A 17,338-nucleotide genomic window follows, 5' to 3' on the forward strand; every position below is an offset into this window, starting at 1 on the left:
TTCACCTGACCTCATTTATCGTTTTTAGGAGCAAAGCATTTTACAGCAAACACTTCAAAGTAAGGCGAACCATATGTGGCACAGAAATCGAAGCGGATTTGGGTTACCTCTTTCGCATCCACCTTATGTTTATTCAAGGTGAGATAATTCCCACGAGTTATGATTGTCCTCTCGCTTCCGTCTTCTAAGGTCAAGGTCATATCATAATCTTGGATAAGAGTCTCGATCGGATCGTCGAAATGCTCCAAATCTAGCTGCGAATTGAAAACAAGATGGATTTCGTCCAGATTTTTGGGACTGGCAAAACGGAATTCCAACCATTCCTGTCCTTCCGTACGTTCAGAAATCCAGCCGTTCGGTAGACCATAAGGTCTGGAGTAGCCGTTGACGACATTCTCGGAATTATACATAATCTGAGATGGTAACAGATCCTTGAAGCAAATGCTCTTATTGAGTTTCTTCAGCCTGGACGGCTCTTCCGGCCTATAATGGAAGGTAACCGATCCAGTCATTTTCTCTTCATTAACGTATACGACAAGGCTCGCCGTACCTTCCAATATAATGTAGATTTTATCGTCAGCCGGTTTCTTGCAGTCCAAGTCTAGCGTAATCCAGTCGTCATGACCGGCTGTAATAATCAAGCCGTAGTCTTTCAACTCGCTGGTGGGAATGTAGTTTTCCTTCCGTTCCCCGCCAAACAGCTTCACATGCAGAGTTTCCGAATACTCGGAAATATTTTTAATTTTGATCCGTACGCTTTCAGCCACGGATGTCTGAATCGGCAAGACCAAACATAACCCTTTCTCCAAGGAAATCTCTTCGGTTGGATGAAGATTGTCATAGCTGCGCTGAGACGAGGCATGAATAGTTAATCCGTCAGCGAAGTAAGGATCCAATTCCTCTTGAAGCCCTACAATCGTTTGGCCATCTCGAAGCAGCAGCGCCTGCAGTTCCTCCATATGAGAGTCGACTATGGCCGCGGGGTCTATCTCATATTTCAAGCATAACGAAGCAGCCGTTCCAACCGCCTGCCCCATACAACCGCAGGTTGCCATTACCCTTGTAGATCCGAAAGCCACATGAGTAGCGCTTATATTTCGACCAGCAAACATGAGATTAGGAATATTTCTTGAATATAAACTGCGGAAAGGGATATTGTACAATCCAGGCACGAAATTCCATGCTGTAGCCGGCCCCTCGTCGTAGATGCCCTTATTCGCATGTAAATCCATATACCATCCTCCAACGGATACAGCATCATCGAAATGCGGCTTTGCTGTAAGGTCGTTCTGAGACAACATGTGATCCCCAATAAACCGCCTCGACTCCCGTTTTCCCGGAATCGGGCATACATAATCCAAGATGAGATTGTCCACATCATCAAATTCGCCGCTATTTTTGATATAATCCCAAATCCCGTACACCAATTTCCGCAGCTCCAATGCGATGTCTTCATTATTCTTGATAATATCCATATGTCCGCCGTATTCCAGCCACCACAATCCGCCAAGCCCGTTGATTTTTCTTGGAAATGCCCGATGGTTTAAACCTTTTCTGATACTATCGAAAAAGGCCAACTTCGTAATATCATACGCAAAGCCAGGCCTTTTGTAAGGAACGGAATATTCTACGTTACGTGCTTGAAACAGGATCGTATCCCCCATGGTGTAATGATCCGCCACTTCAGGAGCCAATTCCTCCTTGTATTCATGCTTCGCTTCTCTACCCCATCGGAAGAGAGCACCTGCTTGATATCCGACAACGCCATCTCCGGAGCAATCGATGTAGTTTCGGCTTTCAAATCGAAATTTTCTTTCGGAAGCCAATTGAAGGCCCTCCACCCATTTAATTCTGCCGTTCTCCATGCCCGTTTCATGCACGCATGTATTCAGAAATAGAGAAATGTTAGGCTCAGCATAAACCATATCCAACAAGACCGCATCCGAAAGCGAAAGCATAAGCTTCTTGTTGTATAACGGATTATAGTGAAAAATCTTCAGCTTGAGTTCTTCCACCAACCCGCCCTCGCGTGCATAATAGGAGGGACTGTTTCCGAGATATGCCGACCCGTTGATATGAACCCTGACCTCGCTGCTCGCATTTCCCCCAAGAACCGGTCGATCATTAATAAGTGAAACCTGCAGCCCTTGGCGTGCGGCAGCAATGGCAGCGCATATCCCAGCAATACCTCCGCCTACGACGGTTACATCTGCTTTAATAAGCTCCATTTTGATAACCTCCATGATTAGATCCTTCTATCATGGTAAGCCTTTTGCTATCCTTTTTTTTACATGATATCGCGAGAAATTTATACATTTTTTGCAACCTTATTTGGATTCGTACCGTGTCATTTTTATCCGATATTGCTTAGGCGTATCACCCGTATATTCTTTAAATAATTTGCAAAAATAACCTTCATTCACAATTCCTACTTCCTCGCACAATTCCAATAAAGAATAATCCTGAACATTTAACAGCTCGAGAGCTAATTGAATTTTTTTGCGGTTGATGTAGCTGATAACGCCTTCATTCATTGTTTTTTTAAATAAGCTGCTAAAATACGATGGGGCTAAATTCACTTCCTCGGCAATAGCCTCCAGTGTTAATCGTTGTTTCAGGTGTTTCTCTATAAACCGCATAGCACTCATGATTTCTACGCGATGTAATTGTTGGCCAGTGTGTACATATTCGAAGGTGAAGTCGCCAATATAGGCAAGCTGCTCCCGAAATGTCATGAATTTTATAGGAAACTCTGATACTTCCGTGGTCAACGAGTTCCCCAATTTAAATTTCGCAGTAATATCTCTGTACAAGTCTTGAAGCATAGGTGCCATGATCGACTTATGAATTTTATAATCCATCATAAATTGGTTTAAATCAGAGATTTCTTTCTCCAGTTCTTCCTTGGAAACTTTTCTTTGTACCCATTTGAGAAAATCAGCCATTTTCAGCTGAACGTCCTCCTTTTTGTCATTCCGGTAATGGAACCGATGCATGGGTGTTTTGACTACTTTCTCCGCATGATAATAGAAATCCTCACTCACGTTATTAGCTTCTATGTAAGCTTGTTTAATGGATTCCCAGCCTCTGTGCGGACCTCCAAAAGCGACGGAAACCTTTTGATTCAAATATTGATGTAAATGGGAGACGATCTGATTACCCAATGAATGGCAAGCATATTCCGTATCCATATCACTACGATTATTTTCCCAAGAAAGAAAGCCAATAAAACGATTATCAGATAGATCCGCAGCTACACCTCTGCCACCATTTACCACAGTTTCTTCGATTATATTCGTAATGGCATATTTCAAGATGTTTTGATCAGACGCTGAATATTCGTTTCGGAAACTCTCATACTGATTCATTTCAACAATGAAGCAACAATAGTTGGCTTGAAAGAAATGGAACTGCATTCGATTAGCAAAATCCGATGCCCGATGAGAAGGAATTTCGCCTCTAATAAGCTCGTTAAAAAATTGCTTGCGGACTCTATATTTATTTTCAAGCACGGATACGTTTAACGATTGAAATTCCGCTTCTTTTTTCTTAACCTCATTTAAAATCCCAGCTGCCTTATCTAAAGCGCGATTCAAATCCGCTTCCCTGAGCGGAACCTTAACAATGTACTCCAATACGTTGGCTTGAATAGCTCGCTGGGCGTATTCAAAGGATGAATAGGCAGTCAAAAGAATATATTGGGTATGGGGAAGCTTTGGCTTTAGTTGCTCAATCATGGAAATTCCATCCATTATCGGCATAACGACATCAGATATCACGATGTCCGGCTTAAGCTTTAAGATCTCCTCTATCCCCTTCAGTCCATTATTCGCTTTGCCCACTAAATGAAATCGCTTATCCCTATGGGAGAGTTCGTAAAAAAACAATTCCAATCTTTGAATGATTAGATCTTCATCGTCAACAATGAAGCAGGTGTAGTCTCTCACCATCATACATCTCCTTTAAATAAGCCTGCTGGGAATAAGGCGCGAACACGGGTTATTTCCTTAGGTATGCTTATGATTTGGAGCCCGAACTGTTCACCGTAGTGAAGTCTTATTCGGCCATGAATATTATTTAATCCGATTCTTTTCCTTTTCACTTCCACATCACTTGGTTCTGAAATTAAAATGTGATTTATTTTATCAGCTGAAATCCCCTCGCCTTGATCAACTACTTCTATGATGACGACTCCACCCTCCCTATACGCATGAATAGTAATTGGGCCTTCGATTCCTCCTCCGTTATAACCATGGAAGATACTATTCTCCACAAGGGGCTGCAGCAGCATTCGAAAAACTGGAAAGTCTATTAATCCTAGTTCGATATTTTCAATCAATTGGAAGTTTCTGTTATAGCGGATGTTCTGGATGGCAATATAGTCCGATACATTTTGCAATTCCTGACGTAATGTAACCTTCTCCGAAGCATCGGCTATTCCATATTCCAATATTGAAATGAGAGACTCGATCACCACATCTACTTTCTCTATTTGTCCGAGTCGTATGACATTGCTGATAGAACCAAGCGTGTTATACAGAAAATGAGGGTTTATTTGTGACTGCAGCACTTGGATTTCAAGCTTCCGCTCAAATTCATTTGAAAGCTCAGCTTCCCGAATCAGTTCCACAATTTGCTGCAGCATACGATCGAATGCTCGGGAGAGATCTCCAAACTCATCGTTTCGGTTAATCGATATTGTAGTAGTGAGGATGCCTTGTTCCACCCGCTTCATTTTTGTTTTGAGCGCATAAAGTGGGTTCCTTATATATTTAGCAATAAAAAAGGAAATGAACAGGCTTAAGAGAAAACCTGCAGCTAGAAGTCCAATATAATAGGTTTCCAATCTGGACAAAGCAGCTTTCAAGCGTGATTCATCGTTGATCGAGATGATGGTCCAGTTGAATTTCTCAGTCGGTTTTTTCAGAAGGGAGACCCGAATGCCATCCTTGGTATGTAGTTGAAGGCTTGTTTCTGTAGTATCCAGAAGTTGTTCCGCTGTCGTTTCCCCGATTGAAAAAGTATGATCCTGAATATTCAGTGGTCCTTTATTTTCCGAAAATCCGGCAATAATTTTCCCCGATGCGGTGATTAGAGCCAAATTCATTTGTTCTTTTTTATTAATCTTGAACAAGGTTTCTTCAATGGCATTTAGATCCAAATCTACCGCAATGGCCATAGGAAACGGAGCGCCGTTCAGATATCGAACCATCGTAACTGTCCAGCCGGAATATTTAGATTTGTAAGGATCACTGACGAATGTAGTCCTTCTGTTCTTATCAGCCGCATCAAACAAAGGTTCTCTTTCAGATAAAGGTTCATCGAATATTCGGGTAGGTGTACTTCCACCTAGAATGGATAAATCGCTTTTGATCAAATAAATATTACTGACGTAATTACTGTTGAGCTCATACAGCTCTCTTAATTGCTTTTTAATCACTTCCGTATTGTCAATGTTGGCTTTCACCGATGTTTCGACCGAGAACAGGATCGTCTGGAAGGAGGAGAAATTAACTGTGAAATACTGATCTACCTTGTCAAGGATTTGGTTGGTGTAATAAATGTCAGTGGTTCTTATTTCCTTTTGGACATAGCGATAAGACAATTGGCTTATCAAGATTATGCAGCTTAATACAAATGCAAACACGATAAAAAATAATTTTAAAGGCAAGCTGATTCTTCTTCGCATCCATCATCTTCCTTTTAATTCTGTATTAAACAAATGATAGCATATGATAAGAAGAAACGCCTTCGGCGTCCTATTTAAGGACGATAAGCGTTTCTTCGCAAAATATAAGGATAAAGTAAAACGTAAAACTTATACTTCTTATATTTCAATAAAGAGAGGGGCTTTTTATAGCCACTCTCTTCGTTTAAAAGATAAGAATTTATATGCTTCGCGCATAAATGTTCCTTATCTTTCTCGCTGAAACGGTACCGTCCTTTAAAAGGACGGCGAAGCCGTTTCTACTTGATTTACTTGATTAAGCCTGCATCTTTAAATTGCTTGATTACTGTGTCCTTATATTTCTGCATGTCAAACTTGGTATCCAACGTATTGAGGAAATTGTCCCAATTGGAAAGAGGGTCTTTGCCAGTCATAAATTTGACCAAGCTTTCATTAATGAAACGTTGACGGTCAGCTGCCAATGAATCGTTCGGGTCTTCAGTCAATAAATTCCCGGGCAGAGTTGGCGTCACGTATTTCTGATTGTTCTCAAACGCTTCTGTCGTCTTAGGATTCTGGAAGCTGAAGTACTCAGCATCATCACCACGACGCGGTATTCTATAATGATCGACCCAGAGGTACTTTTCTTTAACTTCCTTCGATAATTCGGAGGTTTTATTTTTGATCTTGCCGTCCACCATGTCCCAATGAATCCCTTTAATTCCGTATGCAAAATTCGGATATGCTTCTTTGTCCGTAAAGAGATAATTCAGCATGGACAGGATCCGGATGATTTTGTCCTTATCCGCTTTCTTGGATATGGCCCATGAATTGCCTTGAAATGATTTGTTCTCTACAATTTGATCACCATAAGGACCTATCATTGGAGGAATGACGATCCATTCCGGCACCTCTCCACTGATTTCTTTCATTTTCTGCTGATAATCTGGTTCCAGCCTGCGGGCATCTCTTATCATGAAGCCAACTTTACCCTTAAATAACTTTTGGTCCAACAAATCGGGAGTTGTCATCGTCACCCAGTCTGGATCTACTACTTTGGCTTCCATCATTTTATGAATATAAGCGAGCGCTTCTTTCATCTTTGGGTCGGTAAATAGGAATACCGGTTTATTGTCTTTCACATCAATGGCTGGAGGAGGATTGACGCCAAACATCCACATCAAACTATCGAAGCCATAGGTTTGCAGACTGCCTTCTTTATTCATCCCCCCTATGAATCCGTACGTATCGTTTTTGCCATTACCGTCCGGGTCTTTCTCTGTAAAGGCTTTCATAACTTCAAATAGCTCGTCAGCTGTCGTTGGCACTTCCATATTCAGCTTCTTTAGCCAATCATTGCGGATAAAGAAGCTTCGACTGATACCGTTTACATTATCATAACCAGGAACTCCAATGGTTTTTCCTTGATAGGACATCGCCTTCCAGGAGTCGTCGCTAAAACGTTTCTGCAATTCGGGAAATTGATCCAGATACGGTGTCAAATCCGCAAGAACGCCTTGGTCATAATATTGTGCGAGATCAGCCCTGCTCTTCAAGAAGATCAAATCTGGAATATCTCCGCCAGCAATGAGCGTATTTAATTTAGTCGTTGCTTGCCCTGATTGTGGAATCATCATTTCCAAGTCGATATTCACTGCTTTTTCCAACATTTGGCGTTGGATATCTTCTTCACGGGGAGCAATCGGCGCAGCAGCGTTGAAAGTGCCTTGGTTAAACATCGAGATTTTCAATTTGGATTCAAACGGATTAGTCTGGCCTTGCGAATTACTCGATGCTGTCGATATCACTTCTTTTTGTTCCCCACATCCTGACAATACCGTTCCCATACCCACTATTGCTGTCAGAATAGCAATTGTATTCGCTTTACGCTGCATAATGACCTCTCCTTTTGCTTCTATATTATCACGGTTTCCCCGTAACAACTTAGGTTGGATTGCTTTTTAACCTTTAACCGATCCCAAGAGCACACCTTTGGTGAAATGTTTTTGCATAAATGGGTAAACGATCAAGATCGGAACCGTAGTCACGACAACAGCAGCCATTTGCACAGCGAACATACTAACAGCTCCGGTATTGGCGAGTGAATCAGCGTTTTGTGTTGAGACGTTAAGCAGGATGTTGCGCAAGATCACCTGAAGCGGCATTAAGTTGGCATCATTGATATAAACAATAGCATCGAAATAACTGTTCCAATGTCCGACTGCGTAAAATAAGGAAATGGTGGAAAGGACGGGCAAGGACAGGGGTAAAATGATCCGCCATAACGACTGAAGCTCACTTGCACCGTCTACCCTTGCTGATTCCTCGATTTCAGCGGGCAATTGCTCGAAAAAGCCTTTAATGATCACCAGATTAAATGCACTAATGAGATTTGGAATAATCAATACCCAAGGACTGTTTAGCAATCCCAAAGAGCGGGTTAGTAGATAAGTCGGAATTAATCCTCCTCCAAACATCATGGTAAAGACGATGAATAGTAAAAATGGACTTCGCCCTGGCAAATATTTTTTGGATAACGGATAAGCCGCTAATACCGTAAATAACACATTAAAAAAAGTGCCTACTATCGTTCGAAACAATGTAATTTTATACGCCTGACCGATCCCATGCGAAATGAACACTTCTTTATAGGCTAGAAAGGTAAAGGTTTCTGGTATAATAACAATTCCTCTTCTTAACACTTCCGATTCTGGTGTCATTGAAACAGCAACCACATATAGAAAGGGAAGTAAGCAAACTAGGGATAGCAAAATAAGCATAATATAAACGACGGCTTGCCAGACTTTTTCCCCGATTGTCATATTGATCATATTTATAACCACCTCACCAAATTTGCCCATCGAATTTTTTAGCGAGCTTATTCGCTGCCAGCACTAAAACAAAACCGATGACCGCTTTAAACAATCCCACAGCTGTAGCCAAGCCAATCTTAAGTCGCTCGAGCCCTTCACGGTATACCCATGTGTCGATAATGTCGATCTTCTCCTGATTAAAGCTGTTGGCAAACATGAATATTTGATCAAAACCTGCATCCAGAATATGGCTTAATTTAAGGATCAGCATCAGAATCATGACGCCTCGAATGCCAGGAAGTGTTACATGCCATAGCTGTCTCCATTTGGAAGCGCCATCAATTCTAGCAGCCTCATATAAACTTGGATCAATTCCTGCTAATGCTGCAAGGTATAATATCGCTCCCCATCCAATATCCTTCCATATTTCAGATAAGATGATCAGCAGTCTGCCCCAGGCAGGCTCCGTTAGAAAGGAGATAGGTTCAACACCAAATTCCTTCAAAATCATATTAAAAAGACCATCTCCTGGGGCTAATAATGCCACCATCATGCCATAAACAATGACCCATGACAGAAAATGGGGTAAATAAGTGATCGTTTGTACGATTTTCTTAAACCATTGGGTATAAACTTCATTAAGCAGCAAAGCAAGTAAGATGGGAGCGGAGAAACCGAACAATAGCTTATACAGTGATATGATAATCGTATTTCTCATGATGTCCCAGAAATAAACGCCGTTCATAAAATCGGTAAAATTTTTAAATCCCACCCATGGGCTATCCCATAGTCCCAAAGCTAGGTTATAGTTTTTAAAAGCAATAATGATTCCTGCCATAGGAATGTATTTGAATACGGCAAAGTAAATTAATGCCGGTAACAAGAGCGCATACATCACTTTATACTTTTTTATAGTTCTTATCCATGAATTCCTCTTTTTGGGGAGGGGAATGGCGTCCGCTGCCAATTTCGCTTGCATTTCATCACCTCGTCTTTATTTGTATTTGTATAATAGCATCCCTCTTTCGGATAAATTTCTGTGATTTCAAGAATTTCTTATAAAATTTTAAGTAAGATCAGCCTTGGATGATTCCATTACAATAGGCATGAAAAAACGGACAGAGTGACTCATCCGCCTGTTGCGCCATGCCCAAAAAAACCACCTGATACCGTATTGCCTCTGTATCAGGTGGTTTAGTTATAAAGCTATTGAATTGGCTTATGTTCGCAGCCGGTCGTTAAGCTGTATTCACATTTGTATTTCTCTTTCTAATAATGCTCGTTCCTCTACCGCTGCAGGTTTAAACATGATCTTCAGCAGCGGTGGTGCCACAAGCGTGGTAATAATTATGGTAAATACAACTGTGGTGAAGTATTGCGGTAATAATAGACCTGATTGCAAGCCTGTCGAAGCAATAATTAGGGCAACTTCACCGCGCGAGATCATTCCTGAGCCGATGGCAAAGGAAGCCCTATGATTAAATCCTGTTAACCGAGCACCAGCCCATCCGCCGATGAGCTTCGTCACAATAGCAATGATCGTAATAACGAGCAATAGCCCGATCTGACTACTAATCCCATCAAAAGATACAGATAGTCCAATACTAACAAAGAAAATGGGGACGAATATTGTATAGGCTATTGGTTCAGCGCCACGCTCTACTTTATGCTTAAATGGCGTCTGTGAAATCGCAATCCCCGCTGCGAATGCACCAATAATGCCAGCCATTTGCATATACTCTGCAAAGTAAGCGAAGCTGAAGCAGACAAGCAGACCCCCACTCATTACGGCTTCCGTTATTTTTAGGTAAGCGAACCCTTTCATCACCTTCGGTACAATCCAGATGCTCGCTGCGATCATGATCACGAAGAACAATATTTTTTGGCCGATAAGCAATCCGATGGAGATATCTGATCCTTGACCAAGTAGGGTCATAATACATGCTAACAGCACGACGACCAAGACGTCATCCACGACGGCTGCGCCAAGAATTGTCGTTCCTTCACGTGAGTTCAACTGATTCAACTCTTTGAGCACCTGTACGGAGATGCTCACGGAGGTTGCACAGAACAACACGCCAAAGAATACTGCATAGTTATGCTCTATACCGAACGCAATCGCTGAACAATAACCGCCGATAAATGGAAAGATCACTCCTGCGACAGCAACCGCGAATGCCGACTTCCAGTTCCGCTTCAGCTGTTCTAGATCCGTCTCTAGTCCTGCAATAAACATTAACAACAGCACACCGATTTCAGCCAATTCGTGAATGAAATGACTATTCAGATCAATCCATCCAAGTAACGCAGGACCTAGTATAATCCCTACGAGCAACTTTCCCAATACTGCAGGCTGTCCAAGCTTAACCGAGGCATGCCCTCCCACCTTCGTGAACAGAATAACGAGGATAAGATAAAGTACAGATTGCATCGTTTCTACTCACTCCTTGCTGCACTTGTTAAACCTTCATCGACGGTTCACTACATTCACCGGCATCCCTTGGAGGAATACCTGTAGATTCCTTACGGCTACAGCCATTAATCTAGCTCGAGATTCCTTAGATGCCCAAGAAATATGCGGCGTAATTATACAATTGCGCGCATACAACAATGGATTATCTGCACGAATTGGTTCTGTAGTTACAACATCGAGTCCTGCTGCTTGTACTCTCCTATTATTTAATGCCTCTGCAAGATCTTGCTCTACGATCAGCGCACCTCTGGAATTATTAATAATAATGACATCATGCTTCATTTTTTCAATATTGCTCTTATTAATAATCCCTTCTGAACTCGGAAGTAATGGAGAATGTAATACAATGACATCTGCTTGCTCAAATAAAGTGTCGATATTCACGTAGGTGGCGATCAGCTTGCCATTGTTCGATGGATAGGGATCGCATGCCAGCACATTCATCCCCATGGCCTTGGCAATCGTCCCTGTTGCTTGTCCAATGCTGCCAAAGCCGATAATCCCCATGGTTTTGCCCAATAGCTCGATTAACGGGTAATCCCAGAAGCACCAATCCAGATTATTCGCCCATGCCCCTTCTTTAACCTGTTGACTATGATGTCCAATATGATGACAGATTTCCAGTAGTAGTGCTATGGCGAACTGCCCGACAGCATGTGTTCCATATGTTGGAACATTCGTGACGATAATCTCTTTCTCCAGAGCGGCCTGTGTATCAATGACATTGTAGCCTGTTGCCAGTATCCCTATATATTTAATATGAGGACAAGCTTCAATAACTTCTCTAGATATTGGTGTTTTATTCGTTATGACGATTTCCGCATCACCAATCCGCTCGATCACTTCATTAGGCTGGTCCATTGCGGTTCGATCATATATGGTGCACTTTCCGATCCGCTCAAAGCCTTCCCAATTTAAATCTCCAGGGTTCAGCGTATATCCATCCAGGATTATGATATTCATCGCGCTTCACCTTTCTTTCGATTGACCTTACGAACAGCATCGCATATATCTTCTACCGATAATCCGTATTTGTTCATTAATTGCTCAGGCTTTCCGGATTCTCCTAACGTGTCCCGGATGCCCACTATTTGCATGGGAACAGGTGCATGCTGGATCAAACACTCCGCAACCGCACTCCCCATCCCCCCATGGATTTGATGCTCTTCTGCCGTGACAACAGCCCCTGTCTGCAATGCGAACAGAATTACTGACTCTACATCTAACGGTTTCACCGTATGCAGATTAACGACCTTGAGCTCGATCCCCTCTTTAGCTAATCGTTCCGCAGCTTGTAAGCCCTCATGCACCATCCCTCCATTCGCAAATAAAACGACATCCGTACCTCCTCGCATGACGTTGGCTTTACCTATTTGGAACTCCGTCTCCAGATTTGTAATGACTGGAACAGCTTCTCTGCCGAAACGAATAAAGCATGGTCCTTCCCTATCGGCTATGGCGATTGTCGCCTTTTCTGTCTCGATCGCATCACAGGGTACAATAACCGTCATGTGCGGAAGGACACGCATGAGTGCAACATCCTCTAGTGATTGATGTGTCGCACCATCTGGGCCAACAGAAATTCCTGCGTGCGCCCCCGCAAGCTTGACATTCAATTGATTGTAGCAGACCGTCGTCCGGATCTGATCCCACGCTCTTCCGGCGAGAAAAACACAATATGTGGTGGCAAAAGGGATCATCCCGCCTAGCGCCAAGCCTGCTGCAGTGCCTAACATGTCCTGTTCTGATATACCCATATTGATAAAGTTATCAGGATACTTCTTTCTTACCCATTCGGTTCGTGTTGATTTGGAAACATCCGCATCCATTGCGATTACGTTATTATTCTTCTCGATCAACTTGAGCAAGGCTTGTCCGTAGCCATCTCGCATAGGAACTTTATTCATATGTCTCTCTCCCTACGATAGTATTTCAGTTAGGGCCGCCAGCCATTGCCCAGCATTCGGAGCTTGTCCATGCCATTCACACTTATTCTCCATGAACGAAACACCTTTTCCTTTTACGGTATTCGCTATTATAACGCTTGGCTTTCCCTTTACTGTCATCGCCTCAGCATATGCTCCTAACACTTCCTCCATCTGATGTCCATCAATGTCAATGACATGAAAACCGAAGCTCGCCCATTTCATCTGTAGATCACCAAGATCTTTAATTTCCTCAGTTGTTCCATCCAATTGCACATGATTGTAATCTACAATCGCGCATAGATTATCCAATTTGAAATGAGCGCTAGTCATGGCGGCTTCCCATATTTGCCCTTCCTGCAGCTCTCCATCTCCCATCAAGCAATACACCCGGTTACTTAGGCTGCGCTTTTTGAATGCCATGGCCAGACCATTCGCAATCGATAATCCTTGTCCAAGCGAACCAGAGGAACAATCCAATCCAGGTGTACATTCCATATGGGGGTGTCCTTGCAAAATGCTCCCCAACTCTCGCAGAGTGGATAGTTCATCGACTGAGAAGTAGCCACTTCTCGCCAAGACACTATATAACACCGGAGCAACATGCCCTTTCGATAGAATGAAGCGATCTCTTCCATCCCACGCGGGATTAGATGCATCATGCTTCAACACTCCACCTTGATATAAGGCAACAAGTAATTCTACCGCTGACAGAGAACCACCAGGATGGCCTGAACCCGCATGATGGATCATCGTAACAATGTCCTCGCGTACTTGTTGACACGCTATACGTAAATAATCGTTCATCGCTTCCTCCTTATGCAGTCATTGTTGAGGGGATTGAAGGAATGCCATCTTCCATAATCCCCTGGGACTTTAGCTAACTAGAAACAAGTTAAACACGCCAACGAATGCAAGCGCCGCGAGAATAGCAATAAAAGCAATCGCCCACAGCAACAATTGTATGAACAATTGAGCGGAAGGGTATTTTACATTGAAGTGTTTATCCCCTGCAATCGCTCCCATAATAATTGCACCACCCGTCGAGGCCGAGCTGATTCCTGCAACCGAGGCGAACAATGCCATCACCATAATGAGTAAATTAGCATCCAGACCTCCACCGACCGTATCGACAATACCACCTAATGTCGGTAGTAATGTAGGAAACACAACGCCGATGGCCGAGGAGAACCAGGACATTACCGCCGATGCGGATCCAAATATCCCTGCTGCAGTGCCCGGTGTCATCATTGCTGCCAAGGAGTCGGACAATAGCTTAATTCCTCCCGTACTAATGACCAATTTCATCAAAACACCGACACCACACACGAGAATAAGGGTACTCCACGGAACACTTGCGAACGCTTTCTTTTCATCAGCAACCTTAATAATCAGCAACAGCATGGAGACTAGAAAGGAGGCGAGCCCGACGTCCATTTTCAGTAGAATGACAAGTAAAACCATGATGACAACACTGGTCAACGCAATAAAATGATTTTTCGTGAAGGGTTCAACATGTTTATCTGCTAATTCTCCAGACCCATGTTTCACTTTCCACCCCTTGTAACACCCAAACACAACGAGTGCGAGGATAACGCTTCCGGCAAATGTACCGAGCAGCAATGATGGAAAGGATACATGTAAATCTTGATCTTGCGCAATTTTATTAATCAATACGCCTTCAGGCGTGATCGGTGTAAATCTCCCCGAATACGTCCCTAAATTCCCGATCATCAGCATCATAACCGGGTGATATCCTGTTTCCTTCGCTAGCGGAACAGCCATCGCTGCTGCAAATGCCATTGCGGGAACACAACCAGGACCGATCGCAGCGACGATGTATCCCATAGCGAATACCAGAATTGGGGCGGCCCATATTTGTTTACCTAAACGGTTTACGACTCGTCTCATAACTAGCCCAATAGCCCCATTTTCCTGAATAATACCGAAGAAGAGCGTAACCCCTAACAAGGTCATAAATAGTGAGGAACTAAAACCGCTAACGATCTCCTTCCCCGTAAAATCACCTGAAGCGTACCCCAGTACCGTAGCAGCTGCAATCGCCAGCAGACCTACATTTTTCTTCAATAAAAATCCACCTATAATAACGATGAACAGCAATATTAGTGCAACTAAGCCCATATCCATACCGTTCTCCACCTTTGCTAATGTGTAAGCCCCATGTGAACCGTTATGCTTATCTCATCATATTAATTCTGCGTGACCACACAAGGATTCTCAGGAATCATGATGTGATGCCCACTAAAATCACCTTCTACGACGGATTTCGTATATTTTGCTGTTGCTAGCAGCTTGTTGAAATCAATTCCAGTCTCGTATCCACATTTATTCAGCATGTAAACAAGATCCTCACTGGACGTGTTACCAGTTGCACCAGGTGCAAATGGACAACCACCCAGTCCGCCAACCGTTGTCTGAATACTATCGGCCCCACACTGTAGAGCAACATAGCTGTTCAGGATCCCCATATTTCTGGTGTCGTGAATGTGGACATTAAATTCCACACCAGGAAACTCTCGCTTAACTGTACAGAATACGTTCTCCACAATTGTCGGGTATGCCAATCCCACCGTATCGCATAATGTAAACGCATGTATGCCTATATCATGTAGCTTCCCAATCAGCTCAAGTAGTGCATCAATCGACATCTCTCCTTCAAAAGGGCACCCGAATACCGTGGCAATGTCTTGCGTAATCCTCAGATCAGGGAACTCCTCCCTGATCCTCTTAATCTCCTCCAATGATTGTTCATGCGTTCTTTTTACATTCGCCAGATTATGAGACACGCTCAAGGATATAACGGGTGTGATCTCCTTTAAGCCTGCTTCTGCCGCTGCCTTGGCACCATACAGATTAGGAACTAGACCAAAAAATTCAACTTCTGGATATTGCTCAATAGCTTTTCGTGCGATGTATGCCGTATCTTTCATTTGAACGATCGCTTTAGGGCTGACGAAAGAACCAATCTGGATTTTTTTGAAGCCTGCTTGAACAAGGCCATCGACAATGTTCAGCTTGATTCCTGTTGGAATAAATGACTTCACATTTTGAAACCCATCTCTAGGGCCGATTTCGACAAGCTTGACTGTTTTATTCATGCTTGATCTCCCACCCTTCCTAGTAGACGCCGGCTACGCCGAGCAAATTGAACTCATCTTCATCAATCCCTAATATTTCAGCAAGTATTTCTTGCGTATGTTGACCAAGCAATGGCGCAGGCTTCTTAATTTCAACCTTATGATTCGTGAATTTCAGCTGGTTACCTGTCAATTTAATTCGGCCTGCTACAGGATGCTCTACTTCGACAAACATTTCACGGGCGCCTGCGATATGCGGGTCCTTAACCACTCGATCGATCGTATTGATCGGTGCAGACGGTATGCCCACCTCAAGCAGAAAATCAACAATATCATCAATATTTCTCTCAACAGTCCATTTCTCGAGAATCTCTTTCAACGGAGCATGGTTCTTCACCCGATCAATATTGGTAGCGAACATTTCATGCTCTAGTTCAGGAATTTGCAGCCGCTCCTTCAATGCGTTATACAGCTTGTCATTGCCGCAGGCAATAATAGCCATACCATCCTTCGCTTGGAACGAATCATAGGGATAAATCGCTTCGTAGCGATTTCCGATCTTTGTTGGTATGCGCCCTGTGCACAAGTAGATCATATTAATAATTTCAAGCGACGACACCATAGAATCTACCAGCGAAACATCCACTTTATCGCCCATACCAGTCCTCAATCGATTCGTATAAGCTGCTAATACTCCGGTACAACAGCTAAGTCCGCCCATTACGTCCGCAATGGCTGTACCTGTTCTCGTAGGTGAACCATCAGCCCAGCCCGTTGTACTCATGAGTCCGCTCATCGCTTGCCCGATAATATCGTAGCCCGCTCTTTTTGAATAAGGACCGTAGTGTCCGAATCCAGATACAGCGCCATACACAATCGCCGGATTAATCTTTCTTAGTTCCTCATAGCCAAGTCCCAGCTTTTCCATGACTCCTGGTCGATAGTTCTCGAGAATGATATCCGATTTCGCAACTAGCTTTTTTAAAATTTCTTTGCCTTGTTCCGATTTTAAATTTAAAGTCATACCACGTTTGTTCCGATTCAAATTCATATAGTATGCGCTTTCACCTTTGACGAGCGGAGCATTCCCTCTGGAATCATCTCCTTTACCAGGTACTTCGATCTTGATAACCTCTGCCCCCATATCCGCGAGCATCATACCGCAATAAGGTCCAGCCAATACTCTTGTTAAATCCAATACGCGTGTTCCTGCTAATAATCCTGTCTGTTTCATGTTGAACAGCACCTCCAAATATAGTTTTCATCTATATATAGAGCAATTCGTGTGCCAACCTTAGAAAAGTTCGGAGACAGAATGAAAAAAAAGTTCAGAAATCCTTGCTGGACAAGGGATCCTAAAC

At 43.1% G+C, this 17,338-nt stretch carries 13 protein-coding genes; all 13 read right to left on the reverse strand.

Going from position 1 to position 17,338, the window contains the following annotated elements; translation table 11 throughout:
* Nucleotides 1-11: 11 nt before the first annotated feature.
* Nucleotides 12-2,243, reverse strand: a complete 2,232-nt coding sequence (locus tag NSS67_RS17815) for an FAD-dependent oxidoreductase (RefSeq protein WP_339314818.1) — start codon at nucleotides 2,241-2,243, stop codon at nucleotides 12-14.
* An 84-nt stretch (nucleotides 2,244-2,327) separates the two neighbouring features.
* Complete coding sequence (locus tag NSS67_RS17820) at nucleotides 2,328-3,953, reverse strand: AraC family transcriptional regulator (protein ID WP_339314820.1); 1,626 nt, start codon at nucleotides 3,951-3,953, stop codon at nucleotides 2,328-2,330.
* Nucleotides 3,950-5,689, reverse strand: a complete 1,740-nt coding sequence (locus NSS67_RS17825; protein WP_339314822.1) for a histidine kinase — start codon at nucleotides 5,687-5,689, stop codon at nucleotides 3,950-3,952. The genes NSS67_RS17820 and NSS67_RS17825 overlap by 4 nt, the downstream gene beginning before the upstream one ends.
* 287 nt (nucleotides 5,690-5,976) lie before the next feature.
* Nucleotides 5,977-7,563 carry an extracellular solute-binding protein gene (locus NSS67_RS17830; protein ID WP_339314824.1) on the reverse strand — a complete coding sequence of 529 codons (1,587 nt, stop codon included), beginning with the start codon at nucleotides 7,561-7,563 and terminating at the stop codon, nucleotides 5,977-5,979.
* Between the two features lie 66 nt (nucleotides 7,564-7,629).
* Complete coding sequence (locus NSS67_RS17835; protein ID WP_339314826.1) at nucleotides 7,630-8,499, reverse strand: carbohydrate ABC transporter permease; 870 nt, start codon at nucleotides 8,497-8,499, stop codon at nucleotides 7,630-7,632.
* Nucleotides 8,500-8,512: 13 nt separating this feature from the next.
* The gene (locus NSS67_RS17840) at nucleotides 8,513-9,460 is read right to left on the reverse strand and encodes an ABC transporter permease subunit (protein WP_339314828.1); all 948 of its coding nucleotides are present in this window, start codon (nucleotides 9,458-9,460) and stop codon (nucleotides 8,513-8,515) included.
* A gap of 270 nt (nucleotides 9,461-9,730) precedes the next feature.
* A complete protein-coding gene (locus NSS67_RS17845; protein WP_339314830.1) occupies nucleotides 9,731-10,912 on the reverse strand; it encodes a cation:proton antiporter in 1,182 nt (393 codons plus the stop codon).
* A 36-nt stretch (nucleotides 10,913-10,948) separates the two neighbouring features.
* A complete protein-coding gene (locus NSS67_RS17850; RefSeq protein ID WP_339314832.1) occupies nucleotides 10,949-11,917 on the reverse strand; it encodes a D-2-hydroxyacid dehydrogenase in 969 nt (322 codons plus the stop codon).
* The gene (locus NSS67_RS17855; RefSeq protein WP_339314834.1) at nucleotides 11,914-12,861 is read right to left on the reverse strand and encodes a transketolase family protein; all 948 of its coding nucleotides are present in this window, start codon (nucleotides 12,859-12,861) and stop codon (nucleotides 11,914-11,916) included. The genes NSS67_RS17850 and NSS67_RS17855 overlap by 4 nt, the downstream gene beginning before the upstream one ends.
* A gap of 12 nt (nucleotides 12,862-12,873) precedes the next feature.
* Nucleotides 12,874-13,686, reverse strand: a complete 813-nt coding sequence (locus NSS67_RS17860) for a transketolase (protein WP_339314836.1) — start codon at nucleotides 13,684-13,686, stop codon at nucleotides 12,874-12,876.
* A 69-nt stretch (nucleotides 13,687-13,755) separates the two neighbouring features.
* Nucleotides 13,756-15,027 carry an SLC13 family permease gene (locus tag NSS67_RS17865; RefSeq protein ID WP_339314838.1) on the reverse strand — a complete coding sequence of 424 codons (1,272 nt, stop codon included), beginning with the start codon at nucleotides 15,025-15,027 and terminating at the stop codon, nucleotides 13,756-13,758.
* A gap of 62 nt (nucleotides 15,028-15,089) precedes the next feature.
* Nucleotides 15,090-15,998, reverse strand: coding sequence for a hydroxymethylglutaryl-CoA lyase (locus NSS67_RS17870; protein WP_339314840.1), 909 nt, complete (start codon nucleotides 15,996-15,998; stop codon nucleotides 15,090-15,092).
* A gap of 19 nt (nucleotides 15,999-16,017) precedes the next feature.
* Entirely contained in the window at nucleotides 16,018-17,211 is a 1,194-nt protein-coding gene (locus NSS67_RS17875) for a CoA transferase (RefSeq protein ID WP_339314842.1), read from the reverse strand.
* Nucleotides 17,212-17,338 lie beyond the last annotated feature (127 nt).

Source organism: Paenibacillus sp. FSL R10-2734 (assembly GCF_037963865.1).
In the GTDB taxonomy this organism is placed as follows: Bacteria; Bacillota; Bacilli; order Paenibacillales; family Paenibacillaceae; genus Paenibacillus_AQ.

Excerpts from the sequence above, each read along its gene's own strand:
- NSS67_RS17815 (WP_339314818.1), bottom strand. The coding sequence starts at position 2,243 with ATGGAGGTTATCAAAATGGAGCTTATTAAAGCAGATGTAACCGTCGTA.
- NSS67_RS17820 (WP_339314820.1), bottom strand. The coding sequence starts at position 3,953 with ATGATGGTGAGAGACTACACCTGCTTCATTGTTGACGATGAAGATCTA.
- NSS67_RS17825 (WP_339314822.1), bottom strand. The coding sequence starts at position 5,689 with ATGCGAAGAAGAATCAGCTTGCCTTTAAAATTATTTTTTATCGTGTTT.
- NSS67_RS17830 (WP_339314824.1), bottom strand. The coding sequence starts at position 7,563 with ATGCAGCGTAAAGCGAATACAATTGCTATTCTGACAGCAATAGTGGGT.
- NSS67_RS17835 (WP_339314826.1), bottom strand. The coding sequence starts at position 8,499 with ATGATCAATATGACAATCGGGGAAAAAGTCTGGCAAGCCGTCGTTTAT.
- NSS67_RS17840 (WP_339314828.1), bottom strand. The coding sequence starts at position 9,460 with ATGCAAGCGAAATTGGCAGCGGACGCCATTCCCCTCCCCAAAAAGAGG.
- NSS67_RS17845 (WP_339314830.1), bottom strand. The coding sequence starts at position 10,912 with ATGCAATCTGTACTTTATCTTATCCTCGTTATTCTGTTCACGAAGGTG.
- NSS67_RS17850 (WP_339314832.1), bottom strand. The coding sequence starts at position 11,917 with ATGAATATCATAATCCTGGATGGATATACGCTGAACCCTGGAGATTTA.
- NSS67_RS17855 (WP_339314834.1), bottom strand. The coding sequence starts at position 12,861 with ATGAATAAAGTTCCTATGCGAGATGGCTACGGACAAGCCTTGCTCAAG.
- NSS67_RS17860 (WP_339314836.1), bottom strand. The coding sequence starts at position 13,686 with ATGAACGATTATTTACGTATAGCGTGTCAACAAGTACGCGAGGACATT.
- NSS67_RS17865 (WP_339314838.1), bottom strand. The coding sequence starts at position 15,027 with ATGGATATGGGCTTAGTTGCACTAATATTGCTGTTCATCGTTATTATA.
- NSS67_RS17870 (WP_339314840.1), bottom strand. The coding sequence starts at position 15,998 with ATGAATAAAACAGTCAAGCTTGTCGAAATCGGCCCTAGAGATGGGTTT.
- NSS67_RS17875 (WP_339314842.1), bottom strand. The coding sequence starts at position 17,211 with ATGAAACAGACAGGATTATTAGCAGGAACACGCGTATTGGATTTAACA.